Genomic DNA, 24,899 nt, shown 5'->3' with positions numbered 1-24,899 from the left:
GGTCCTTTTTCTATCCAGAAATTTAGACAATAAAAAAACTGGTATTGGCTTTCACCAATACCAGAAAGTTTAGACCCATTTTTAGTCCCTTGTGTAATTAGGGCCCGTGGTTTAATATTTTTACGTTGTGTTTTTAATCTACGAAGAAAATAATGGGTGTTTAAATGAAAGAAACAAAAAAGGGCAGTATCAAGGGTTTACTACCACTAGGTGTATTTTTGATTTTGTATGCGTGGACTGGTATTGTATCTGGAAAATTTGATAGTATGCCATTATTAGTTGGGATGATTATTGCTTCAATCGTTTCATTTGTATTGTCACCGCCGAATGGAACTAAAAAATTATCATTTAACGAAAAGTTCATGGAGTTCTGCAAGGGTGGCGGTGAACCAACACTGATCATGATGGTCGTAATTTTTATCATGGCAGGAGCATTCCAAGGTATTGCGTCTAAAATGCATGCTGTATCTTCTGTCACTAATTTAGGCTTAAGCATATTGCCATCGAATATGATTTTACCGGGAATTTTTATAATCGGCTGTATTTTAAGTTTTGCGATGGGAACATCAATGGGAACTATTACAGCTTTGATGCCAGTTGCAGTGGATGTTGCCTCAAAAACTGGTGTCAGTCCAGCATTAATGGCTGGTATTGTCGTTGGTAGTGCTATGTTTGGCGATAATCTTTCGTTTATTTCCGCAACAGCTATCGCTTCAGTTCAGACACAAGGTGTGAAACAGAGAGAAAAGTTCAAATTGAATATAATTACTTATATTCCAGCAATTGTTATAAATGTAATTTTACTGGCACTGTATCCAATTAAGACAGTGGTGTTGACGGGAGCGTACAATTGGAACTTTGTCGATTTAATTCCGTATATATTGGTTATTGTGCTATCACTGGCGGGATTAAGCGTCATGCCGGTTATGTTGATTGGAGTAATATCAGGAGTAATAATTGGTGTTATTCATCAGGACTTCGATTTAATTGGTTCAATGTTGTATATTCAAACTGGTATGGCAGGTATGGAAGATATAGCTATAATTTCAATTTTTGTTGGTGGATTGGTTGAGATTATGAAGTATTTAGGGGGTATTCAATGGTTGATGGATACTTTAGGAAAAAGAACAAAATCAAAGCATGGCGCCGAGTTGTCGATAGGCATGTTGGTAACGTTGCTATGTGTTGCTACAACGAATAATACTATTGCTATTATCACTGTTGCTCCATTAGCTGCCGAAATTGGACACAAATTTAAATTATCTCGTGCACGAGTTTCGGCGTTGTTGTCGATGTTTGCGACACATGTACAAGGATTGATTCCGTACGCTGGTCAATTATTAGTGGCCGGTGGTATGGCGAGAATTTCACCAGTATCTATTATTCCTTGGGTTTGGTACTGTTATTTGATGATTATTATGAGTTTACTGTTTGTTTTCTTAAGATTACCTAGGGTTAGGGTGACTCCCGAAAGTGGATATGATAGTTTTGAGATTGATAAATAATATTTGGTACCAAAAGAAGTTGGCCAAGTTCTAAATGAACTTAACCAACTTCTTTTTTATACTATCTTATTTGAGTCCTAATATTTATTGTGGAACCACTAAGCCAGTTCATGACGTAATCATTGACGTGAACGTGCATATCTTCGTGGCCGTATTCGGGCATAATTAGGTGTTCTTTTTGGCAATTCAATCTGTTATAAATTGCAAATTGTGTAGAAGGGAAGCAGACGTTGTCTTCTAATCCGGTAATCAACTTGACGTTTCCTTTTATTCTGTGCGCCATATTCTTGATATCTATGTAGGATAGAGTATTAAGTATCTCCTGTTCAGTTCTGTGAAACGGATCAGAAAATTTGAAATATCTGAATAGTTCATCATAAGGCTCACTTTGGTCACCCAACTCAAGGATACGTTTAAAGTCAGATAGGAATGGATAAATTGCGATAGTCGACTTTATTTTTGGATTAAGTGCTGCGGCAACTAACGATAAAGCACCACCTTGAGATCCACCATAACTATATAGTTTATTTTCATCTACGAATGATTGTTCTGAGATGATTTCAACTAATTGGAAAACATCTAGGTAGACATCTTTAAAGAATAGATTATCTTTGCCATCGATAGCACCACGAATAACTTGTCCTTTAACAGTATTGCCACGGAATGATTTACTATCGGTTGATTTACCAGATTGTCCTCTGGTATCCATTGCTACGATACCTAAACCTGCAGCTGGAAATTGAAGTAGAGTTGACCAATCAGAAGATTGTCCCATATATCCATGAAAGTTGAAGACAACAGGTACGGTCGAGTCTGATTTGGGGAAGATACATTTGGCGTATACAGATGCACCACCGGTACCTTCAAATATTAGTTCGAAGCAGTTTACTAATGGTAGGTTAAAATCCTGGGGTATTAGTTTGTATTTACGTATGGTAGGTAGTTGTTTGATGTTACTATCCCAGAATTCATCAAAATCTTTGGGAGGATTATCACGACCGGTGTATGTTTCCATATCTTTTAGCGGCATAGTATCTTGCAATTCAGTTCACTTCTTTCATCAAAATTATAAACTTAATGTCTTATGGATCCAAGAATCTGCCAAATTCAACCATATTGCTGTACGATCATTCACATCTTCATCGTGTTGATATCGTTGAGTCGCATATGAAGCTAGGCCTATACCATGAATACCTTCGCTAAAAGTATTGAAGACATGGTATTCGAAAGGAACATCGGCTTCTGATAACGCATAAGCATACGATAAAGTATTTTTTACTGGAACAACTTTGTCAGCCATTGTGTGCCAAATGAATGTGGGAGGAGTTTGTGCAGTTACTAATTCATTTGAATTCCAATACTTTTTATCAGGGCTGATTTTCTTTGCTTCAGCAATAGTTTTAGGAAATCCCATTTGTAGCCCAACGACAGGATATGCGAGTATTTGAGCATTAGCTTTTACAGAATTATCGAAGCCTAATTCTTTTTTGTCATTTGTATCTAATGAATTCATTAATGATACTAAGTGACATCCAGCTGAGAATCCTAATGTGATAATTTCTTTAGAGTCAATATTATATTCAGAAGCATTCTTCTGGAAGAATTGGATTGCATCTAAACCAGCAATTATAGCATTTGGATAGAAGGGTGTGTTGCTCATTAAAGGATAATTTACGATTGCTGTTTGATAACCTTTTGCAAGAAATGCTTCAGCAATAGGTTCTGATTCACGTTCTTCCAGCGCGACAAATCCACCACCTGGAAAAATCATAATTAAAGGCCATTTTCTAGGATCTGGATTTTCTTGAAATTGTTTTTTAAAAAAGATATCAACACTGAATTCTATATCATTTGTAGTTTTTAAATTTATTCTTTTTTGTAGCATTTAAGATAACCTCATATCTTATTTGGTACTTTTAACGTATTTTTCATTAACAGTTGAAGCAGTCAAACCTACGATATTATGAATATATTTCTTAGGTGCAAGGAAACTAAGAACATATGAGAATAGGAATGATGTAATGAATGCGACAGTAGCAACAATCAATGAAGAATCGTTAGTTTGTTGTACATAGACTGTCACAGCAATACTTGCAATTAATCCTAAGATAACGCCGAATGTATTAGCACGTTTTGTAAAGATACCAACGGCAAAGACACCAGCAATAGGAACACCGAACAATCCAGTAACAGTAAGGAATAGATCCCATGTCTTAGAAGCGTTACCAATTAATAGATAGATCGACATGCCAAGTCCAAATAATCCGGTGATAATAATAATAATACGAGCGAGTGTAACATCTGATATATTCTTCCATTTGTGATCGAAGAAACGTTGCTTGAAGTCAGTAACGAAACATGAAGAAATGGCGTTCAAACTGGAAGCAATTGTTGATTGAGCAGCGGCGAAGATACCAGCGATAATCAATCCAGCAATACCAGCGGGAACTCTAGTGATAACGAAGTAAGGAACTAAGGCACTTGTGTTGAATCCCTTTGGAAGTGAGCCTGTATTTCTATAGAAACTGTATAATACAGTACCCATACCGAAGAATAGAGGAATTGTGATCAAAGCAAGAAAAGCATTTGTCCATAATGACTTGTTTGTTTCTTCTTGTGTAGCAGTAGTTTGATAACGTTGAACAACATCTTGGCTACCAGTGTATTGATAGACAGTATTAAAGAATTGACCAGCGAATATCAGTGGTAGGAATTTTGTTAAATCACCAATATTTAAATCTTGAGATGATAAGATTTTGTGATTAGCAACAGCATCAGTTACAACTGTTCCAAATCCACCTTTAATTGATAAACCACCGACTAGAACAACTAGTAAGGCACCACCAAGTAATAGGAATCCTTGGATAACATCACTCCAAATAACACCTTCGATACCACCCATGAATGTATAAATGATACACAATCCACCAACAACACAGGCAATTAAAATTGGATTAATGTTAGAAACCGTTGTAATGGCAATGATTGGTAGATAGATAACGATGGCCACACGACCAATGTGATATAGCATAAATAGTGCTGAACCTAGAACACGAATAATGGGACTGAAACGTTCTTCAAGATACTCGTAAGCTGTGGTAACCTGCAATTTTCTGAAGAATGGAACATAATACTTGATCAAAATTGGAACGATAACAATGATACTTAGTGAACCCACACCATAGGCCCAATCTTTTAGGTAAGCTTGTTCAGGAGTGGACATAAATGTGATGGCACTAAGTGTTGTGGCATAAATACTAAATCCAGCGGCCCATGCAGGAATACTACTTTTTGCTTTAAAGAAAGCATCAGTATTCTTGCTGGCTTTTTTAGTGAAATAAACACCAACACCAAGCATTGATAATAGATACAATATTAAGACAATCCAGTTTAAGGTACCGAAACCGACTTTTGTCATACTTTCACCTCATTAATTACATTTCCGACAATTTTATTTTGTTTTTCAGATTTTTGAATAAATAGTTTCAATATTAGTGGTGCGATGATAGTTGTTACGACTGTTACTACAATCATTGCTGTGTAATGGTTAGGATCAATCAACTTGGCGTTCAAAGCGACATTAGCGACAACTAATGCCATTTCTCCACGAGAAACCATCCCGGCACCAACAATGTTGGATTCATTCCAAGTTAAATGGAATAATCTAGCACCAAGTGCACCACCAATTTGTTTTCCGATGATTGCGATAATAATAAGTGAAGCAATGAAGATAATGTCACTCTGTAATCCTTTAAAACTTATATTCAGCCCAATGCTGACGAAGAATACAGGGATAAATACGGCGTAACCAATAGGCTCTATTTTGAGAGCTAAATTCTTTTTAAATGAAGTTTCTGATAGAGCGATACCGGCAAAGTAAGCACCTAAGACATCACTCATTCCCAAAGATACGGCAATAGCCGCAAATCCAAAGCAAAGTATCAATGCTCCAGTAGCCTCATTTTCACTAGTTTTTAATTTGCTGAAAAATGACATAAAGGGAGGAACTAACCATTTTCCAAGAATGAACATCAAAATAAAGAATAATAATTTGGTTGAGATCATTAACCATAATGGTTGATCACTGCTGCCAGATGAGCCAAAGAATGCAACACAGATACCTAGTAGAATAACGCATATTATATCGTCAGCCACAGCAGCTCCAAGTATTATTGCCCCTTCTTTGGTATTCATATGTCCCATTTCTTTAAGAACTTGGACTGAGATACTTACAGATGTCGCACTAAGAACGAGTCCAATAAATATTGATGTTGTCCAAGCAAAATTAAAAATTAAAGCGCATAACATTGCTGCAGAAATAGTTGGTAAAATAACACCTAATGTTGCTACAGTTAAAGCTGGTTTCCAATATTTCATTAATAATGAAAGATCGCCTTCTAATCCAGCAATGAACATCAGTACGATAACGCCAATTTCTGAGAAGTACTGGATGAACGTTGTTCCGACAAGGATATGAAGGACGGCAGGACCGGCAATAACTCCAACAAGTAGCTCACCAATGACACTTGGAAAGTTTAATATGCTGGATAAATGTGCACCGAGTTTTGTCAAAATTAGAATAATAACGAGCTGAACGAGATATGTCATTATTCTGATTCCCGACTATCTAAAATAGTATTTACTTGATTGATTTGATCATTTAACTTGTCTGATGGGATGTCGTATTCTAAAAATACAGGAGTATCACTATTCAATTTACGAAGCATCGACTGCCAATCGGTTAGTCCTTCACCCAACATGGTGGTTTCTTTATTTTTTATATCCTTCAAATGAAATACAGTAATGTCATTTTTGAATTTGTCGAATGCAATGGTTGGATCATCATTTATCCAATACCAGTTTCCAGAATCGAACGTATAACCTAATGGAACTTTGGCATTTTTTAACTTTTTAAGTTGTCTATCGAATTTGTCGATAATACCATCTTCATTCGGCTGATTTTCAATAGTGACTTGAACGTCATATTTATTCAGTAGATTTGTTAAATTAGTTAACTGCTCGTCTGAAATGTCATCAGAATCGCCCATGCTAATTTTTAGCTGGCCAATATTGTTATCATCGGCCATTTTCAAATATTCTTCTAAGTTAGGGTTTACTTCGTTGGTATTAAATAGTTGATCAGGGATTGAGTAGAAAAATTTCCAATGGTTGTTTTCACATAATTCATTTATTCTGGATAATTCATCTTGTTTTGTCTCGTCTTTAAATAGTTCGCCTCTAACTTCAATGTTATCGATAGGTGATGCAGATAATTCTTTTAAACATTCAAATTGCGATTTACCGTTTTGAACTTCATTTAAGAAAATTGCTGTATTAACTGAAACGTGCATATTTTTTCCACCTTTCAAAAAAAAACCGTCACTAATAAGCACTATATGTGTTTATTAGTAGCGGTTAGATGGACTGGATAACTATTACGTGAAGAATATAACATGTTTAATTAGTTATGTAAACGCTTTTCTAATAATAATTATTAATATCACACAAAATGATAATTATTATCTAAAGCCTACTATATTATGTGCTTATTTAATTGCAAAATAAGTTTTATTTAAAATAGCGTTTGTTTTAGAATTTTTGATTTTTTTAAAAAAATTATTTTTCTTAAGAAAGCGGTTACAGCAATAACTGTGGACTTAAACGATAATTATTACCATATTTTGCTATTGAAATATATATTATCGTATTGTACATTTATGTCAGCGGTAGACGACCGAGTAACTATTACACAAAACTAAAAAAAACGAGGCATAACGATGAAAAAATTATATTCAGCATTAATGACAGCTTTTAATGACGATGGAACAATTAATGAGGCTGGAACAAGAGAAATGATTCGTTACAACATTGACGTTAATAAAGTTGACGGATTATACGTCGGCGGTAGTACTGGTGAAAACTTCAATATGAGTCATGAACAAAAGGAACAAGTATTTAAGTTAGCAATTGATGAAGTTAATGGCGCTGTTGATCTTATTGCGCAAGTTGGTTCACTAGATTTAAATGAATCTAAATACTTAGCAAAATTCGTTACTGATCTTGGCTATCCAAAGATTTCAGCCGTAACACCTTTCTACTATAATTATACTTTTGAACAAATTAAGAATTACTACAATGAAATTGTAAAAGATGTAGACAACAAACTTCTTATCTATTCAATTCCTGCTCTTACTGGTGTTTCATTATCAATGGAACAATTTGGCGAATTATTTGAAAATCCAAAGATCATTGGTATCAAATATACTAATGCGGACTTCTACTTACTTGAAAGAGTACGTAATGCCTTCCCTGACAAATTGATTCTTTCTGGTTTTGACGAAATGTTACTTCCAGCACTTGCTCTTGGTGTTGACGGTGCAATTGGTTCAACATATAACTTGAATGCAAAACGCGCTAAGGCTGAAATGATTGCCTTTGAGGATGGTGATATTGATAAAGCACGTAAACTTCAAAAAGAAAGCAATGATTTAATTACAGCTCTTATTAAGAATGATATTTATCCTTCATTGAAGCTTGTTTTCGAAGAAATGGGTGTACATGCTGGTGTTACTAAGGCTCCAATGGCCAAACCAACTCCAGAAATGCGTGCAGGTGCAAAAGAAATCTATAACAAATACTTAAAAGAAAACTAAGAAGTGATTTAAGATGAATAATTTTTTGGACACAGTTAAAGGTAGATTAATCGTTTCGTGTCAAGCTTTAAAAGATGAACCACTGCACAGTTCGTTTATTATGGCTCGTATGGCGCGTGCTGCAAAGATGGCTGGATCTGTTGCCATTCGAGCTAATTCGGTAGTAGATATTCAAGCTATTCAAGATGAGACTCATTTGCCAGTTATTGGATTAGACAAGGTTGATTATGATGATTCTCCTGTTTATATCACACCCACTATTAAGGAAATGCGCGCAGTTGCAAGCACTGGTGCAGCCGTTGTAGCATGTGATGTTACTGGACAAGTTAGACCACATGGTGAGAAACTTGCAGACATTGTTTCTCAAATGCGAAAAGAATTCCCAGATACCTTATTAATGGCGGATACAGCTACTATTGAAAATGTTAAGGAAGCTAATGAATTAGGTTTTGATATTATCGGTACAACAATGCATGGTTATACTCCTGATACTGAAGGTTTAAACATTGCTGACGATGACTTCAGTTATTTAAAGAAGGTCCTAGTTACTGCAGATCATCCGGTTATTGCTGAAGGTAAGGTTGATACACCTGAAAAAGCTCGTCATTGCATTGATTTAGGATGTCACGCTGTTGTTGTTGGTGGAGCAATTACTAGACCACTAGAAATTGCAACGAAATTTATTAATGCAGTAAATGCTTAATAATTTAATACAAAAAAACCGTTATTTGTTGGTCAAACAAGTAACGGTTTTTAGTTTTTATCAAATTTGTTATCAAGAACTGTTTCAACAGTGTGATTCAATCTTGTTCTATAAGTATCATTTTCTAACAACATAGTGGTTATTATGTCTAATGCGTACGTTAATGCAAATTGGGAATTAATGAATCTTGTATTATTGACGAAATTGCTATTTTTAACGAGAACGGGGTAATCACAAATATCATACATGGGGCTCTTTTCAATACCAGTAATCCCGATTATCGTAGCGTCATTACTTTTTGCCATTTGCAAAGCATTATTCAGACCGGTAGTGTTACCTGATGACGATAATGCTAGTATCACATCGTTTTTATCGACAATACTACTAGTAATGGACATTAAGTTGCTTTCGGTCATAGGAAATGCGGCAATTCCCATTCTAAGCAATCGCTGAGTCATTTCCATTGCGGTATATCCGGAACTTCCAATTCCAAATAGGTAAATTCTTCTCCCATTTGAAATGATTTCGACAATCTTTCTCAATTGATCTATATCTAATCTTTCCCAAGTGTCGTTTAAAACATTTTTGTAGAAACTATAAACTTCGTCAGTTATTGATCCGGATTTTATGGTTGCGGGTTCTGAATTTTTATCTCCAGCAAGTTTTAATTTTAATTCGTAAAAATCTTTGCAATTCATTTTTTTTACGAATCGAGTGATTGTAGCATTACTTACACCGCTGTTCTTAGCCAGAGTATTGATACTCATCTTTTGAACACCTTCAGAATCTTGAATGATTTTGATAGCTACTTTTCGTTCTTGTCTAGATAGGCTAGGTAAGAGATCTTCAATAAGTTTTAAAGTATTCATTGAGTGGCCTCCTCGTTTTTAATAACATTATACAATAATGTATATTATAAAAATAAATCGTGGTAATTATTAACAATTAAATATTGAAGGAGTAAATTATGAAAAATAAAAAATATCTAGCATTTGATATTGGTGGAACGACGATTAAGTATGGGATTGTTGATAGTGCATTATCAATATCAGATTCTGGGAAAGTCGATACACGTCACAATGAAAATAATTATATTTTAAAATTATTGCAAGAATTAACGGAACAATTTCAAGGCAAATACGACTTGAGTGGTATTGGGGTAAGTACTGCGGGTATTGTGAAGGATGGTAGTATTCTGTTCGCTGGTCCAACAATACCTGATTATAAGGGAACAAAAATTCAATCGACTTTGGAAGAACAATCCGGTTTGCCAGTTTTTGTAGTGAATGATGTTGATGCCGCTTTACTAGGAGAACGGGTAGATGGTGTAGCTAGACATAGTGAATCGGTGTATTGTGTCGCACTAGGTACCGGAATTGGTGGGGCCTTTTTAGAAAATGGACATATGCTGGATGGTTCACATGCCTATGCTAATTCAATTGGCTATATATTGTATGACAATGATAGTAAGACATACTTTGAACAGCGTGCTTCTACATTGGCATTAGAGAGTAGTTTGAAAAAGTATTCTGTTAGCGTTATTGATGCTTTTGATAAGGCTAAGAACAATGAAGAACCATATCTTCAAATAATTGAAGATTGGGCGGATGAAGTTGCTCAAGGATTATCTGAAATAGTATTATTATTTGATCCTGAAATACTAGTCATTGGTGGTGCTGTTTCACAACAAGGCGACTATCTTTTGGATTTGCTTAATCGCCATATGGACCAAAAAATACCTGACGGATTATTCAAAACAAAACTAAAAATAGCTAAGTTAGCTGACAAAGCACAGATTTATGGTGCTGTTTCAAAATTTTTGCTATAAAAATAAGAGCGTGGTAAAACACGTTTAGTTTCTGAGTATAACCTAAAACACCCTCGTATTTACGTAAGTAAATGCGGGGGCGTTTGTAGTTAAACGGAAGAAGCTGTGTTTTGCTGCGCGTTTAATTCTATAGTTATATCACAGTTACTTATCATAAGAAGCAATTGAGTCAAACAAGTACTTAACAAATGCTTCACGGTCAACATCTTCAAGAACTTTAATACTATTCTTTTCTTCGGCATAAATACGACGGTCGGGATAAGTCATACCACGGAATTGGTCATTTGTAAGTGAAACATCGATTGAATAGTTAGTACTCTTTGTGAACAATTCAGGAGCAATTAGACTGAGGACAGCACAAGCATCGTGAATAGGAATCTTTGTCATACCCTTTTCTAATTCAGCTGATGAATAGAAGTCCAAGATGGCATTAGCCATAACTCCGGCTTTTCCAAGATTCTTGATATTATTGATTTCATCCATCTTCAAGTATGCCTTGTCTTCTGTAAGGTTAAGTCCTGACAATGTGATAGGAACTCCAGAATTGAAGACGATATCCATTGCTTCAGGATCAACGTAGGCATTGAACTCTGCAGCTGTTGTGATGTTACCTTGTAGTGTTGATCCACCCATAATGTAGATATGATTGATATTTTGTTTAACATCTGGGAATGTCTTCAATAGCAATGCAATGTTAGTAAGTGGGGCAGTTGCTACAATACTTACTTTTTCATCACAGTTTGAGATACGATCGTACATGAAGGTAACAGCGTTGTTACTTGCTAGTGGATAATCTGCACTGTTCTCTGGGAAGTCGAATCCGTCCATTCCTGTTTTACCATGAATTTCACCGGCAGTTTCGATTTCTTTTACTAGTGGATCTGATTGTCCTGAAGATAGCTCGGCGTGTGAACCTAAGAATGTCAGTAGTTTCTTGGCGTTAGCTGTAACGTAATCCAATTTCACATTACCACCAACAGTAGTTACACCAATCAAATCAGCCTTTTCAGGATGAGCTAATAAGACTGTGAGAGCGATAGCGTCATCGATTCCGGGATCACAATCCATAATTACTTTTGTCATTAATTCCTACCTCACTTTTTGTTTGTCTTCAGCTTTTCAGGTAACTTTTGAAGAGCACGAGTGAAACCTAGTCGCTCAAATGCACCTAAGCTGGAAAGTATTTTTTGGTCATTTTCTTTCATGAACTTATCGATGGCACCTTGTAGTTCTGTCGATTTAGGTAGAAGAATAATTTTTTTGAGTCGTGAATCGGTGGAGACTTGAACACGTTTAATTAATTCTTTCTTCTCCATGTTCTTAAGAATGTTGGTCGCTGTTGATCTTCGAATATTGAACTCAGCTTCAATATCTCTTTGAAAAATATCTTTCTTTTCTGGCAAGCTGGTTAAGAAGTCTATTATTTGCACTTGTGTACCAGTTAGATTATATTTAGACGCGAAATCATTGATACTGCGTGAAATCTCATTTGAAGCGACCTTAATAAGATGGGCCACATTACTCGTCATAGTAAGCCTCCCTTGAGAGCTAGTATTACATTCAAATTATATCATGCAAAAATGTAGAAGTGTGGAAAGGACCGACAAAGATGGAATTAAATCAAGGATGGTTTAAGGAGCTGGATATTGGTCAAGTTACAGATTGTCAATCTGTATCAGGAGGAGATATTAATCAGAGTTATGCAGTAACAACATCTGATAAAAAATATTTTTTAAAAGTGCAACCTGATAATGATAGCTCTTTTTTTGATCATGAAGTTGAAGGATTAAATTTAATTGGTGCGGTAGTCAATACACCTAAGGTAATCAAAGTGGGAACTTACGATAACTGTGGCTACTTGTTAACTAACTATGTTGAATTCGGTGAAGGTCACGACGGAGATTTAGGTAAGTTAGTGGCTAAGATGCATGAGCAACATAATGATAGGTTCGGATTGGATCATAATATTTTGAACGCTAAGAATCCTAAGATAAATACTTGGCAGAGTAACTGGGGTGAATTTTATGTCAATCAGCGTTTGGAAGTATTAGTCAAAGAAGTTAAAAGTAAGTTTTATTGGAATCAGTATCGTGAAGATCTGATGATGCAACTTGAAGAAAAAATTATCGATCACTATCAAACACATGAAGTGGTTCCCAGTTTGATGCATGGGGATCTTTGGAGTGGAAACGTCGGTTATGAAGCCGATGGTTCGCCAATTTTATTTGATCCAGATGTTTTTTATGGTAACCGTGAAATGGATCTTGCGATGACATTGTTGTTCGGCGGTTTTGGTCGAGAATTTTATATTAGTTATGTGCAAGAATATCCACTTGAACCCAATTGGGAAGAACGGATACCTTGGTATCAGACTTATTATTTATTAGCCCATTTGAATTTATTTGGTGAAGGATATGGTCCTAGTTTGGAAAATGCTATGCGGAAGAGTATTAACTATTAGATTTAAAATTATATATCGAAGAAAAAACGAGATAATTCTGCAATTAAGAATTATCTCGTTTTTTTAATGATTTCACTGGAAGTCATGAATAATAGGATTCAAATGATTGTATGAAAATTCTAGTCCTTTTTCGACCTCTTCATTATTTTTTACGAATCTTCTATCCTCATGTTCAATACTGAAACAATCGTCAAATCCGATTCCTTTCATTACTTCATAGAATTGAGACCAGTTAATATCACCTAATCCCGGAATTACCGGTGTCCAGAATCCTAAGTCTTCTGGTTGAGTTCTATTAAGCTTTTTGCCGAAAATTCCATAGTATGAAAACTTCTTTTCATCAACAATCATATCTTTTGCATCAATATGTAGAATACGGTCCTTATAGTCTCGCATAGCCTGTAGATAATCAATGTGTAACCAATCTAGATGCGATGGATCAAAGTTCAGTCCAATACTCTTACTTGGAATTCGCTTAAACATTTCATCCCAAAGTTCTGGCGAATAAGAAATTGTACCTGGTAATCCATCTTCTTGCCATCCAGGCATAGGACAATTTTCAATCATCAACTTTACATTATTTTCTTCCGCTAATGTCACAAAATGTGTGAATATTTCTTCGTACTCATCAAAATTTTCTGTTAATGATTTTGTTTGATCTTTACCAACGAAGCATCCAACTAAGGGTGTTCCTAATTTTGACGCAGCTTTAATGACTGCTTCTAAATGTTTTGCATATTTCTTTCTTGTTGTTTCGTCAGGATCAAGCATGTTGTCATAATAAGCTAAACTGGAGAATGCAATATTATATTTTTTTTGATTATTCTTAATATTTATTACATCTTCATCGGTTAAATTTTCTACATCAATATCACTACCCGAGAAATCACGAGTATTTTTTCTAGGCCAGCATGATACGTCTAGTGCTGTAAAACCAACTTTATAGGCGTATGCCATTTTTTCTTCTAAGGTCATGTTTTGAAGACAACCAGTTAAAAAACCAAATTTCATAATTTTTTCCTCTTTTAAATTATTTGTGCAAAATAGCTCAAGTTACTCATAACTACTGCTCCTAATACGGCTAAGAGTGTTCCAGCAGTTATTAATTTCATTTGATGACTTGTCTTTTTTTCGTGAAGTATATAGATACCACCAAATGCACCTACAATGAATCCAAGTGAGCTCAAAGTTGAAGATACTGCTTGTCCAAGATTAGGATTAGCAATTGAAACGAATAGAGCAACGTTCCCGATAGCCCAAACAAAGCCTGTAATACTGTTTTTCCATGTTGATATGTTAATCATATCCTTTGTTTCATGAGAAATAAGATATACGAACAAGAAACCGCCAATTACCATTCCGATTGACTGTGGAAATATAATTGAAATCATGTATTGTACGCCATGATCTGCGTTGATAACTGAACTTGAGACGTTTAACCAACGTTGTAGTAGTTTAGGGGCAATGAAATATCCCATGAATCCTAAGGTTGAAAAGGTTAATGGAATATAACCACTTAACGAATTGTTTTCTTTTGATGTTTTATTGTCTTTATCTTTTGTTTGGATCCAAGTAGCACCGATAACGATTAAAATTATTCCAACGATTCCAGCCGTCCATGTTTGAATATTTTGCCATTCTCCAAGTACAGCAGCACCTAACAATGCATTACCTACGATTTGACTGGTCATTGATAGGGGAACTGCACGAGAAACACCCATTGATTTGATGGCAACGAATTGTAATCCTTGACCCACAGTCCATAAAATACCGGAGATAAGACCAATAATAATGATTTTACTATCCATTAAGTAACCATGAGGAAGTACCCAAAAGAGGTATGTTAATATCCCAAATATTAGTCCTCCAAATGTTAAACCTAATGTTTGTTGAGATGAGTTACCCCCGAATTTTGTTGATAATAGTCCGATTGATCCCCAGCAAAGCGATGGTATAAGTGCAATTAATATAGCCATTTATCTATCCTCTCAAACCTTTATTTTGTTCAATTGATTGAAACTCTTTTTCCGGTTTTGTTTGATTCAATACTTGCGAAGACTGCTTTCATTGAATAAACTACAGATTCAGCATCAGATTTAGGGACTCGTTTTTCGATTACTGAATCGATGAATTCATCCATAACGCCTGATTTAGTTTGATTATCATTTGTTTGAATTTGATCTATATCGTAAAGAATCTTCTCACCATTTTCCTTAATAACTACAATTGAGTACGTTGGATTGTCATAAATTTTCATTATTCCTTCTGAACCGTAAATAATAGTAGAATTATCTTCTTCACCGTAGTAAGTCCAGCTGGATGTTACAGTTCCGATAACTCCATTATTCAGTTCATAGATACTTATAGCATTGTCATCAACGTCAATAAGGTTTCCGGTTGAATCTTTTTTATCTAATGTTGTTAATCTTGCTGAAACATTATTTACAGAACTGTTCAATAGATATTGAACTAGATCAATTTTGTGTACCCCAAGATCAAAAATCGCACCATACTTAGATTTATTTTTATCGAAGAACCAGGTGTTAGGACCGCCATCAATGCTCCAAGTTTCTGGACCACCATGACCGAATGTGGATTTGAATGTTAAGATTCTTCCTATAGTATTTTCTTCTATAAGTTCTTTTGCACGAATATGAGCTTTAGCGAATCGTTGGTTTTGATCAATCATTAGTAGCTTATGGTTTTTCTTAGATGCATTTACCATTGCTTCACTATCTTCAAGACTAGTTGCCATTGGCTTCTCGCAAAGAACGTTTTTTCCCGCATTTAATGCCTGAATTGAAATACTGGCATGTGCGGAATTTGTTACACAAACGCTGACAGCATCAATATCATTATCTGCTAGCATATTTTCGACGCTATCGTATACTTGTCCACCATATTTTTTGGCGATTTCCTCAGCACGTTGTTTGTTGAAATCAAAATAACCTAGAATATTTGCATTTTTGTTTGAAGCATATTCAGGTATATGCCTTGTTTGTGCAATTCTTCCACATCCGATAATTCCAATATTGATTATCTTATTCTTCAAATTTATTCCTCCAATCAAATTACTTTATATGGAATAGGTTATTTTATAAGCGCTTACATTTCAACGAATATTGCGAATGCTGAAATATTTCATTAAAGAATTTATCTTATTGTGTGGTTTAAAGGCAGGGGTACAAACAATTGTATTATTCTTTCACAATGTTATCATATTATTAATTTCTGAAATTTCTTGAAATATTTTATGTGGGGGTAGATTAAGTGGTAAAAGTTAATGCTTATGAAGTTGCTGAAAAAGCTCATGTTTCTCCATCCACAGTCTCAAGGGTACTAAATCATCGTTCTGAAGTAAGTGTTGATACAGCACAAAGGGTAGATGAGGCCATTGATAGTCTGAAATTCAGGAAGAGAATGGATGAGTCAAATAAAGATTTGATTATTGTTAATGTATCAGAGCTAACAAACCTGTTTTATACCGAAATTCTGGAGGGTACTAAAGCTGCAGCAAATGCATCTGGTTTTAAATTATTGATTGACCAAACAGAACTGAATATTGAATCCATTGATAATTTTATAGAGTATTTGGACAGATTAAATGTATATGGTGTTGTTTTACTGAATCAATTATCTACGAAGCTTCTCAACATACTGTCCAAACATACTCGAGTAGTTCAATGTTGTGAATATAATATGGAATCTAGTTTACCAGCTGTTTCTATTGATGATTGTGCTGCTGCAAAGTTAGCAACTGAGCAGTTAATTGCATCAGGAAAAAATAAGTTTGCTATTCTTAATGGACCACGTGATTTTAAATATTCAAACGAAAGAGAACGTGGATTTAAAATTGCTTTGGATGATAGTAATTTTAAATTTAATGAAGACTGGAATATATCATTGCCGGCGATAAGTTATGACATAGCCTATCCAATAGTTTCTCAGATGCTTAACTCTGTAAATAGGCCGAATGCTTTCTTCTGTGTGTCGGATACATTGGGGGCGGCGGTTATTTCTGCTGCTAGAAAATACAAATTAAAAATACCTGAAGATATTTCAGTAGTTGGGTTCGATAACACGGTGATTTCAAAAATAATTAGTCCGTCATTGACAACTATTAATCAGCCAAAGTTTCAAGAGGGTTATTCGGCAATTGAATTATTAAGAAAAAGTAATCAGAAAAAAAATCACTTGTTTTTAAAAACTGAACTTATTGTTAGAGAAACCACATAGAAGAATAACAATCAATGGATACTATAAAAGAATCAATAAAAATCTTTCAATCGTATTTTAGCTAGTATAACAATTTAAGAATCTTAAAAAAGACAAAAAGCATGTAACCATTGAAGTACTGGCGACATGCTTTAGTATTTTAAATGATTTGAGTGATCGTGAAGATGAAGGATATGGTCCTAGTTTGTAGAATGCTATGCGGAAGAGTATTAACTATTAGATTTTATTAGGATATAGAAGAAGTATGGTGCACCGATTATTGCGACGATAACTCCAACGGGAATTTCTGTCGTAGTACTAAGACATTTTCCTAGAGTATCGGATGCGATTAATAGACAACTACCAAGCGTTCCAGATAACAACATTCGTTTGTTACTCTTGAATCCAATGATTCTTTTAGCCAGATTTGGTGTTATTAGACCAATGAATCCAATTCCTCCAGAAATAGAAACACTGACTCCGGCAAGTATTACAGCTGCTCCAATCAATATAATTCTCTCACGATGTAGTGAGATTCCTAGTGATTGAGCAACCTCATCGCCGAGATTAAAGGTGTCTAGAACTTTGGATTTGCTGAAAATAATTGTTGTGAAGATAATAAACCATGGTAAAAATATTAAAATAAATGACCAACTAGTTCCCCAGATGCTTCCTGTCAGCCAATTCATGACGAATTGATAATTTTCAGGGGATAGTTTCAGAGTGAACAGTACCATAACGGATGAAAAGCATCCTGATAGTGCGACACCAGTTAACAGCAACCTATTTGCTGTTATGCCGGTGTCTTTTTTGTAGGCAAAGAAAAAGACTGTAACGGTACTAATAAGTGCACCAAGCAATGCCATCACGGGTAACATGAATAGATTAGCGTCTTGATTCTTTATGAAGGCAATAAAAATCATAACGGCAAGTCCGGCCCCAGCATTAATACCTAGAAAGCTAGTGTCAGCCATAGGGTTTTGAGTAGTAGTTTGAATTACATCACCCGCAATTGCTAAAGCAAATCCGACTAGAATAGCAATAATAATACGAGGCATCCTAAAGTCGAAAATAACAACTGATTGTGCGTAAGTACCGCTACCAGTTATTAATTGCCAAATTTCAGCAGGTGTTACTTTCATTTGTCCGGTATTCAAATTTATAATTGCTAAAATAATTATCGTTATAGTTAGTGTAATGATCCAAGTTGTAAGTTTAGCTTTTTTTATCATATGCGTTGATTGTCCTTTCTTGCGAGATATATGAAGAAAGGTACACCTACTAATGAAATAATAATTCCAAATGGAGTCTCATTAGGAGGATTGATTGTTCTAGCAATCAAGTCAGCGCACAACGTTAAGTTGGCACCAAGTATTAATGTCATCGGCATAACTTGCCGATAGTCGGCTCCAACTAAGAACTTAGCAATATGAGGGATGATCAATCCTACAAAGGCCACGGCACCAACCAGTGCCACTGAAATACCTGATAAGATAACGACACAAATCAGTGTAATTGATCTAATGATATTGATATTCTTGCCTAAGCTTTGAATTGAGTCGTCACTTAAATTTAATAAATTAAGATTTGGTGTTAGCAGCAAAGCCACTAATAATCCGCCAATCACCCAAGGACCTAAATGGATCAGCTGGTTCCAATTAACCGCTGATATACCTCCAAAATGCCAGAATGCTAAATCCTGTTTGAGTTGTGAAATCAAGGCTAAACCTTCACTTAAAGCTGTAAAAAAGGCACTTATTGCCATACCAGCTAGAACCAAGATAGTTGGACTAAGCTGAGCCTTTTTCATTGAGCTGAGTCCGAATACTAAGATTGAAGCCAGAGCAGCTCCGAATACTGAAAAAATTGTTGTTTGCTGAGTTGATAATTTGGGAAAGAAAATAAAGCTCATTGTCAGCATTAGTGCTGCACCTGAGTTGATACCTAAAAGTCCGGAGTCGGCCATCGGATTTTTGGTGACACATTGCATTAAGGCACCGCTACAAGCCAGAGCTGAACCAATCAATGCTGCTCCAATGACTCTTGGAATTCGAATTTGTCGGATTATTTGTTGATCTAGGTTACTAGATTGATAATTAAATATTGCATTCATAACGGTATCGTTGCTATTTTTGTTGGCGCCATAACGGATACTTAAAAGAAGCAAGATACAGAGAATGATAATCTCAATACTTAATTGTATTGTGAATCTGACTCTTGAATTCAATTGGCAATACCTTCTCGCCAACGATTGTATGTTAGGATCAAGGGCTTGTTATGGTCATTAACGATAGTCGCATCGATATTGAAGATATTACGAAGATTTTGTTTAGTTATGACTTCTTGTACCGGACCGCTGACTTGTAAGACACCTTTTTTGATGGCAATTAATTGGTCAGAAAACCTTGCGGCATGATTAAGATCGTGTAACGCCATTATGATAGTACGATGTTCTTTTTCATTAAGTTCTTTTATCAGCAGCATAACATCTAGCTGGTGTGTTAAATCAAGATAAGTTGTTGGTTCGTCGAGAATAATCGTATCGGTATCTTGGGCAATAGCCATGGCAATCCAAGCGCGTTGACGCTGACCGCCAGATAATGTACTCAGACGACGATTTTGTAAGTCTTTTAGAGATGCGCGCTCAATTGCCCAATCAATTTTTTCGTGATCAAGCTTAGACAGAGGAGCAAATCGCTTACGATAAGGAATTCTGCCGAAAGTTACTAAATCTTTAACGGTTAAATCAGTCGCTGTGTTGCTAGACTGTGGTAAAACTGCAAGTTTTTTTGCTATATCACTAGCTTTTTCTTGGTTGATATTTTGACTATCTAGGAAGACAGAACCATCACAGGGATGAAGTAAATGTGCGATTGTGCGAATTAATGTTGATTTACCTGAGCCATTGGGGCCAATTAATGTTGTTACTTGCCCCTTTGGAATTTGAATCGATAAGTCGTGTATTGTTAATTTCTTCTCATAACTGACACATACATTCTTAGTTTCAATGATGTTCATAATCTACCTCCAAGCTATTTTTATCCTAATTAACATATTTTTGGTATAAAGATAATGTGCTAAAGGAATATTCTTGAATTTATTTTACCGCAAAGCATTGACATTTGTTAGCACTTTCACTAATAATCATAGTAACTTGAGGAGTTTGGAGGGAAGGAATATTTTGAAGAAAAATAAGATTTTGAGAGCGATATTAGTAATTTCTTTATTTTTTGTAGTTTTTTTGACAGCTTGTGGTAATGGTAATAAAAGTTCGGAGTCAACACATACGTTGACTGATACTATGGGACATAAAGTTGCAGTACCAACACAGCCAAAACGTGTTGTTGGTAGCTATTTGGAAGATTACCTAGTTGCTCTGGGGATTAAACCAGTAGTTCAATGGTCGGTTAAGAATGGTTCAGGAACACAAAAGTACTTAAAAAAGCAATTAAAGAATGTTCCCTTGATTGACTATTCATTGCCATATGAGGATGTTATGAAAGCTAAACCAGACTTAATCTTGATGGGAACAAATAGTGCTGTTGAGAATGGTAAATATGCCCAATATAAAAAAATTGCACCAACATATGTGGTTAAGAACGGTACTGACGTGAGTTGGCGTTCACAATTTATGGATGTGGCTAAAGTAGTAAATAAGACTTCTAAAGCTAAGTCAGTTTTGAGTAAGTATGATAAGAAAGTTGCTAAGGCCAAGTCTGATATCAAACAAAAAGCCGCTGGAAAGTCAGCGGCAGTATTGTGGGTAACTAATAATTCAGCTTTTATTGTTAGTGAAAAATCGGCCAGTGGATCATTATTGTATGGTGACTTAGGATTAAAAGTTCCTACCTTAGTTAAGGAAGTATCTAAAAAAGCTACCGCTGATTGGTCTTCAGTCTCCTTGGAAAAATTGGCTAAACTGGACGCAGATTATATTTTCCTAGTTAATAGCGATAAGGGAGCTAGCCTGTTCAAAGATCCATTGTGGCAAAGTATTCCAGCTGTAAAAAATGGAAATATGTTCCAGTATAGTGATGATTCTAGTTGGCAATACAAAGGACCAATTGCTTATAGTGAGATTATTGATCAAGTTCAGAAGGATATTTTGAAGTAGGAATTGTTGGTAAGTAAATGTTAGAACAAATAATCGAAATTAGAACTACTATTCATTTTATTTAGTTAGAATAAGGGTAGTTCTTTTTTTGTGTAGTTTATTAACTAGGAGGCAATGAAGTGTCTTTAAATATTAATGACGATTTAAGAGGTCTATTGTTAGCTCATAGTTTAGGACGTAGTCGAGATCATCCGTTTGCTGGATGGAATGTTTTGAATATTTTATACAGTAATCAAGATAGTTTAAATGAACCACAGACACTTGGATTTATTGTTGAAAGATACAATGCTGGTTATTTGGATAGTAGGACAAACGAAAATCGAATAACAGATGCAGTGTTGAAAAGTGTTTTGAGTATATTGGTTGAAGAGGCAAAGCTTATTGAAATTTTACCTCGTAAGGTACGTGTCCGTATGATCAGTGGAAATTATCATATGCAACAAGCGTCAGTATATCGAATAACTAGTAGAGGAATTGAATATTTATCAATGTTTTCTAAGGTACTAGATGCTGAAAGTACTGTTACAGCCAATATTTCTCGAATCACTGAATTTAAGGAATTGATTAGGAAGCTGAACAGTAAATATTTGGATACCTCAAATACAAAATTATTCAATGATTTTAATAATATGATTTCAGCATACTCGGATGTTATGAAAGGGATGCATAAGTTAGGACAAGATTTGGATGAGGTTGCTAATGATTTAGCTTTCAATCATGGTGGTAAATTGGCTGAGCACCTTAACGAGATGCTCCAAAATAAAGCAATACCAGCGTATGAAGAATTAATATCTAAAATGCAGCTTATCCATAGAATAAGTAAGAATAAGGATTTTGCGAGAACTGTGGTAAAGAGTAAGTACGGTGCCGACAGTTTGGAAGTTGATCAAGCAGTTGAAAATCATTTGAAAATAGCTGCGGACTTTCAAAGAGACGAAGAATATGTTCGTAAAAACTTACACTTGCTGGCTGCTAGTTTTAATCCAACTACTGCAGCAATTGATAGTAGCTACGACTCTATTTTTCTTATTTTTAACACGATAATGAGTACTATTAATTTATTGAGCACTGAGTATGATCATATAAATAAACAAACCGTGGATATAAAGGAACTAACAACACAGATTGACCAACTTCTAACTCATTATAAGGATATTTCAATGCCTAAGCAGATACCACGCCATTTAGCTCAAGACAGATTAGTAGATAATTCTGAAGATTTATTAGAGGCCAGTAAACTAGGACCGGCAGTGTATCAAGCTAATGTTACTAATAGACGTGTAGCTACATCCGATGATAATCCAGTTATTGCTGAAGATGATGTTGTTAAAGAAAACGGACAGGATGCATTAGATGAATTCAAGAAATTAGTGATGATTGATGGAAGAAATGGTCGTGTTGATCATGACTTAATATTTAACTCAATCATTGCACGTGATGAAATTATGCGTCTATACAGTGCCACTGGATACAACAACTACAAAAGCTTTGCCCCCTTTGGGAGACAAATTCAAAAAGTGGAGTCAATTTCCACTACAGGTCCAATTTGGTTACATTTCAAAACAGAGAAATACAGTGTGCGTTTACCAAGTGGATTCGAATTTTCATTTAAGAAATGAGGTAGAAGATGGGGATAAAGTTATCTAATAATGAGAGCCTAATAATAAATCAGTTAATTGATACAGGTTTATTTGTTAACAATACTAAAAATAGTTCAAAAGAAATGGCTGGCGCGACTGAATCTTTAAAAAAGACCTTAGTTCAACAAAAAATCAATAGCTATTTACATGACCTAATAGGAATATACCCAGAAAATATCCAAGAAAATTTAATATTATTGATAAGTTCTGATTTTGAATCTTCAGAAACTGTCCATGTTTTATTGGCAACCTTGAAGTCTGTAATAAACTTGCCTGAGCTCCAAGAAGAGAAAACTGATCGGGATGTTTTAACACAAACAATTGTTAGGCAAGTTCATAGTGAGGTTACGGAATTAGATGAACGAGAGATTTACAGATTGATTAACGCCTTATTTGTAGATAGATTTAAGATATTTACTCCTGATCATCCGGAGTTGACTGATAGTGAACATAATCAGGAAATTTCGGAATATTGGAATATTGATCCTAACTTCAATTTGATTGCACAAGGAATTGTTAATCAATTGACCGTTAGAAATAATATTATCCTTAATGATACGCAGAAAGTTAATCGTGCTTTGTTGATACATAGATATATAAGTTCTAAAAAATCGCCTAACTTATGGGATGCTTTATTGAGAAAAAAGGATAAAATTGCTGAGCAATGGGATAAGCTAGATCGTTTTTATTTAGAGTGTGGGGACGATTATGCTTTATTACTGGATACGAAACGACAACAGGTAAAATCCAAGCCTGCGGTAGTAGCAATTGAAGTATCTCATAGAATTCATTCAGGTATTTCTGAATCTGAATTAAATCAGAACATAAAGACTGTTACTAAAGAATTTTTTCCAAATAGTAACATCAGTCCGAGTCTCGTTAAAGACGCTTTAAACGATTTTGGATTAGTTAATATTAGGAATGGTTTTGTTTTTCCAGCGCCAATAATTTCACGTTTTGTATCTAAAAAATAATCAGTTGAGGGGTATTAGGGATGAATAGAGATATATTAATGCCAGTTTGTTTTTATTTGAGGAACTTTAATAATTATCAGAGTTTGGATGTGCCAGCTTCAACTAACGGCAATTTAACTCTGATTGGGGAGAATGCGGCAGGAAAAACCACCTTGGCTAATTGTTTTTTCCCAATGTTGGTTGATGGTTCAATTGCTACACCTTCATTTAACCCGGCCAAAGGAACAAAAGGTCTTGATAAGTCCACTAGTCGCAATAGTTCTAATGATTCTCGCACATTTGAAGGTATGCTGCTTGGTTGGGGAATAGGAGCAATGAAGGTTAGAACCGGATACAGTTATATGTTGCTGAAGTCTCGAGATAGACAAGTCATTCTAGGGATCGGTGCTCATCGAGCCGTTGGCGATAAAAGAAAACCAACTTGGTGGTTTGCAGCGATTAGTGAAAATATAGAAGATAAATTAACCGTAGAAACAACTGATAAGAATGGAAGGAGTCTTGAAAAGGATGAATTCATTGATGTTAATGGAAGTATTGATGCCGATTTTGAAGTATTTTCAAGTGTAGGTGATTATCAAAAGTATGTATCTGACAAAGTTTATGGATTTGTTGATGTAAGGCATCTGCATCAATTAGCAGTTACTTGCAGACTTTTAGCGTCACCTATATTAACGGCTGGAAATGCAAGTATAACTCCTATCCTCGATGCAATGAAAAACGCGCAGTAAGGTATAGATGAACAGATAATTGATTCTGTTGCAATTTCACAAAGAGAAGTTAATAGAAAGAATTTAACTTTAAAGCGA

Annotated in this window: 24 protein-coding genes; 10 read left to right on the top strand and 14 right to left on the bottom strand. The window is 35.2% G+C overall.

Annotated elements, in window-relative coordinates:
• Positions 1-164: 164 nt before the first annotated feature.
• Entirely contained in the window at positions 165-1,505 is a 1,341-nt protein-coding gene (locus EKM79_RS01390; RefSeq protein WP_125565346.1) for a Na+/H+ antiporter NhaC family protein, read from the top strand.
• Between the two features lie 61 nt (positions 1,506-1,566).
• Here the strand turns inward: EKM79_RS01390 and EKM79_RS01385 are convergent, their stop codons facing one another.
• From EKM79_RS01385 to EKM79_RS01365, 5 genes are read right to left on the bottom strand one after another with little or no spacing between them, the layout of a single operon-like run.
• Positions 1,567-2,547: an acetylxylan esterase gene (locus EKM79_RS01385; protein ID WP_125565345.1), complete on the bottom strand. Its 981-nt coding sequence runs from the start codon at positions 2,545-2,547 to the stop codon at positions 1,567-1,569.
• Between the two features lie 24 nt (positions 2,548-2,571).
• Positions 2,572-3,390, bottom strand: coding sequence for an alpha/beta hydrolase (locus tag EKM79_RS01380; protein WP_125565344.1), 819 nt, complete (start codon positions 3,388-3,390; stop codon positions 2,572-2,574).
• A gap of 18 nt (positions 3,391-3,408) precedes the next feature.
• Positions 3,409-4,923 carry a sodium:solute symporter family protein gene (locus tag EKM79_RS01375; RefSeq protein ID WP_125565343.1) on the bottom strand — a complete coding sequence of 505 codons (1,515 nt, stop codon included), beginning with the start codon at positions 4,921-4,923 and terminating at the stop codon, positions 3,409-3,411.
• Positions 4,920-6,113 carry a cation:proton antiporter gene (locus EKM79_RS01370; RefSeq protein ID WP_125565342.1) on the bottom strand — a complete coding sequence of 398 codons (1,194 nt, stop codon included), beginning with the start codon at positions 6,111-6,113 and terminating at the stop codon, positions 4,920-4,922. Before EKM79_RS01370 ends, EKM79_RS01375 begins: the two co-directional genes overlap by 4 nt.
• On the bottom strand, positions 6,113-6,856 hold the full coding sequence (locus EKM79_RS01365; RefSeq protein WP_125565341.1) for a sugar phosphate isomerase/epimerase family protein: 744 nt from the start codon (positions 6,854-6,856) through the stop codon (positions 6,113-6,115). The genes EKM79_RS01370 and EKM79_RS01365 overlap by 1 nt, the downstream gene beginning before the upstream one ends.
• Positions 6,857-7,276: 420 nt before the next feature.
• Here EKM79_RS01365 and EKM79_RS01360 point away from each other — a divergent pair, with 420 nt between their 5' ends.
• Both EKM79_RS01360 and EKM79_RS01355 read left to right on the top strand, forming a co-directional pair.
• Positions 7,277-8,158, top strand: a complete 882-nt coding sequence (locus EKM79_RS01360) for an N-acetylneuraminate lyase (protein ID WP_211331256.1) — start codon at positions 7,277-7,279, stop codon at positions 8,156-8,158.
• Between the two features lie 13 nt (positions 8,159-8,171).
• Positions 8,172-8,861 carry an N-acetylmannosamine-6-phosphate 2-epimerase gene (locus tag EKM79_RS01355; RefSeq protein ID WP_125565339.1) on the top strand — a complete coding sequence of 230 codons (690 nt, stop codon included), beginning with the start codon at positions 8,172-8,174 and terminating at the stop codon, positions 8,859-8,861.
• A 50-nt stretch (positions 8,862-8,911) separates the two neighbouring features.
• Here the strand turns inward: EKM79_RS01355 and EKM79_RS01350 are convergent, their stop codons facing one another.
• Positions 8,912-9,730, bottom strand: a complete 819-nt coding sequence (locus EKM79_RS01350; RefSeq protein ID WP_125565338.1) for a MurR/RpiR family transcriptional regulator — start codon at positions 9,728-9,730, stop codon at positions 8,912-8,914.
• A 98-nt stretch (positions 9,731-9,828) separates the two neighbouring features.
• Between EKM79_RS01350 and EKM79_RS01345 the strand changes: the two genes are divergently transcribed.
• Entirely contained in the window at positions 9,829-10,689 is an 861-nt protein-coding gene (locus tag EKM79_RS01345; protein WP_125565337.1) for an ROK family protein, read from the top strand.
• A gap of 144 nt (positions 10,690-10,833) precedes the next feature.
• Here the strand turns inward: EKM79_RS01345 and EKM79_RS01340 are convergent, their stop codons facing one another.
• Both EKM79_RS01340 and EKM79_RS01335 read right to left on the bottom strand, forming a co-directional pair.
• On the bottom strand, positions 10,834-11,772 hold the full coding sequence (locus EKM79_RS01340; RefSeq protein ID WP_125565336.1) for a nucleoside hydrolase: 939 nt from the start codon (positions 11,770-11,772) through the stop codon (positions 10,834-10,836).
• Positions 11,773-11,783: 11 nt separating this feature from the next.
• Entirely contained in the window at positions 11,784-12,218 is a 435-nt protein-coding gene (locus tag EKM79_RS01335) for a MarR family winged helix-turn-helix transcriptional regulator (RefSeq protein ID WP_125565335.1), read from the bottom strand.
• Positions 12,219-12,298: 80 nt separating this feature from the next.
• On the opposite strand from EKM79_RS01335, the gene EKM79_RS01330 reads away from it, so the two are divergent.
• Entirely contained in the window at positions 12,299-13,150 is an 852-nt protein-coding gene (locus EKM79_RS01330; protein WP_125565334.1) for a fructosamine kinase family protein, read from the top strand.
• Positions 13,151-13,222: 72 nt separating this feature from the next.
• On the opposite strand, the gene EKM79_RS01325 is transcribed toward EKM79_RS01330, so the two are convergent.
• The 3 genes from EKM79_RS01325 to EKM79_RS01315 are packed head-to-tail and all read right to left on the bottom strand — an operon-like array spanning position 13,223 to position 16,202.
• Positions 13,223-14,161, bottom strand: coding sequence for a sugar phosphate isomerase/epimerase family protein (locus EKM79_RS01325; protein ID WP_125565333.1), 939 nt, complete (start codon positions 14,159-14,161; stop codon positions 13,223-13,225).
• A gap of 14 nt (positions 14,162-14,175) precedes the next feature.
• A complete protein-coding gene (locus EKM79_RS01320; RefSeq protein WP_125565332.1) occupies positions 14,176-15,126 on the bottom strand; it encodes a GRP family sugar transporter in 951 nt (316 codons plus the stop codon).
• Between the two features lie 29 nt (positions 15,127-15,155).
• Entirely contained in the window at positions 15,156-16,202 is a 1,047-nt protein-coding gene (locus EKM79_RS01315; protein WP_211331255.1) for a Gfo/Idh/MocA family protein, read from the bottom strand.
• A 218-nt stretch (positions 16,203-16,420) separates the two neighbouring features.
• Here EKM79_RS01315 and EKM79_RS01310 point away from each other — a divergent pair, with 218 nt between their 5' ends.
• Entirely contained in the window at positions 16,421-17,386 is a 966-nt protein-coding gene (locus EKM79_RS01310; protein ID WP_125565331.1) for a LacI family DNA-binding transcriptional regulator, read from the top strand.
• Between the two features lie 209 nt (positions 17,387-17,595).
• Here EKM79_RS01310 and EKM79_RS01305 read toward each other — a convergent pair whose 3' ends face one another.
• Genes EKM79_RS01305 through EKM79_RS01295 form a run of 3 tightly spaced genes read right to left on the bottom strand, consistent with a single transcriptional unit; the run spans position 17,596 to position 20,383 of the window.
• Positions 17,596-18,597 (bottom strand): FecCD family ABC transporter permease, encoded by a 1,002-nt coding sequence (locus EKM79_RS01305; RefSeq protein ID WP_125565330.1) that lies wholly within the window; start codon positions 18,595-18,597, stop codon positions 17,596-17,598.
• Entirely contained in the window at positions 18,594-19,592 is a 999-nt protein-coding gene (locus EKM79_RS01300) for a FecCD family ABC transporter permease (RefSeq protein WP_125565329.1), read from the bottom strand. The genes EKM79_RS01305 and EKM79_RS01300 overlap by 4 nt, the downstream gene beginning before the upstream one ends.
• Positions 19,589-20,383: an ABC transporter ATP-binding protein gene (locus tag EKM79_RS01295; RefSeq protein ID WP_125565328.1), complete on the bottom strand. Its 795-nt coding sequence runs from the start codon at positions 20,381-20,383 to the stop codon at positions 19,589-19,591. Before EKM79_RS01295 ends, EKM79_RS01300 begins: the two co-directional genes overlap by 4 nt.
• Before the next feature lie 160 nt (positions 20,384-20,543).
• Between EKM79_RS01295 and EKM79_RS01290 the strand changes: the two genes are divergently transcribed.
• The 4 genes from EKM79_RS01290 to EKM79_RS01275 all read left to right on the top strand — a co-directional run bounded on the left by EKM79_RS01290 (position 20,544) and on the right by EKM79_RS01275 (position 24,821).
• The gene (locus EKM79_RS01290) at positions 20,544-21,479 is read left to right on the top strand and encodes an ABC transporter substrate-binding protein (RefSeq protein ID WP_125565350.1); all 936 of its coding nucleotides are present in this window, start codon (positions 20,544-20,546) and stop codon (positions 21,477-21,479) included.
• A 119-nt stretch (positions 21,480-21,598) separates the two neighbouring features.
• The gene (locus EKM79_RS01285) at positions 21,599-23,098 is read left to right on the top strand and encodes a hypothetical protein (RefSeq protein WP_125565327.1); all 1,500 of its coding nucleotides are present in this window, start codon (positions 21,599-21,601) and stop codon (positions 23,096-23,098) included.
• 8 nt (positions 23,099-23,106) lie between these two features.
• Positions 23,107-24,093: a hypothetical protein gene (locus tag EKM79_RS01280; protein WP_125565326.1), complete on the top strand. Its 987-nt coding sequence runs from the start codon at positions 23,107-23,109 to the stop codon at positions 24,091-24,093.
• A gap of 20 nt (positions 24,094-24,113) precedes the next feature.
• Entirely contained in the window at positions 24,114-24,821 is a 708-nt protein-coding gene (locus EKM79_RS01275; protein ID WP_125565325.1) for a hypothetical protein, read from the top strand.
• The last annotated feature ends 78 nt before the right edge of the window (positions 24,822-24,899 follow it).

Origin of the sequence: Companilactobacillus insicii (assembly GCF_003946015.1) — a bacterium.
Lineage (GTDB): Bacteria > Bacillota > Bacilli > Lactobacillales > Lactobacillaceae > Companilactobacillus > Companilactobacillus insicii.
Note: the sequence above shows the minus strand (reverse complement) of the source record. Positions and strands in the feature narration are given on the sequence as shown.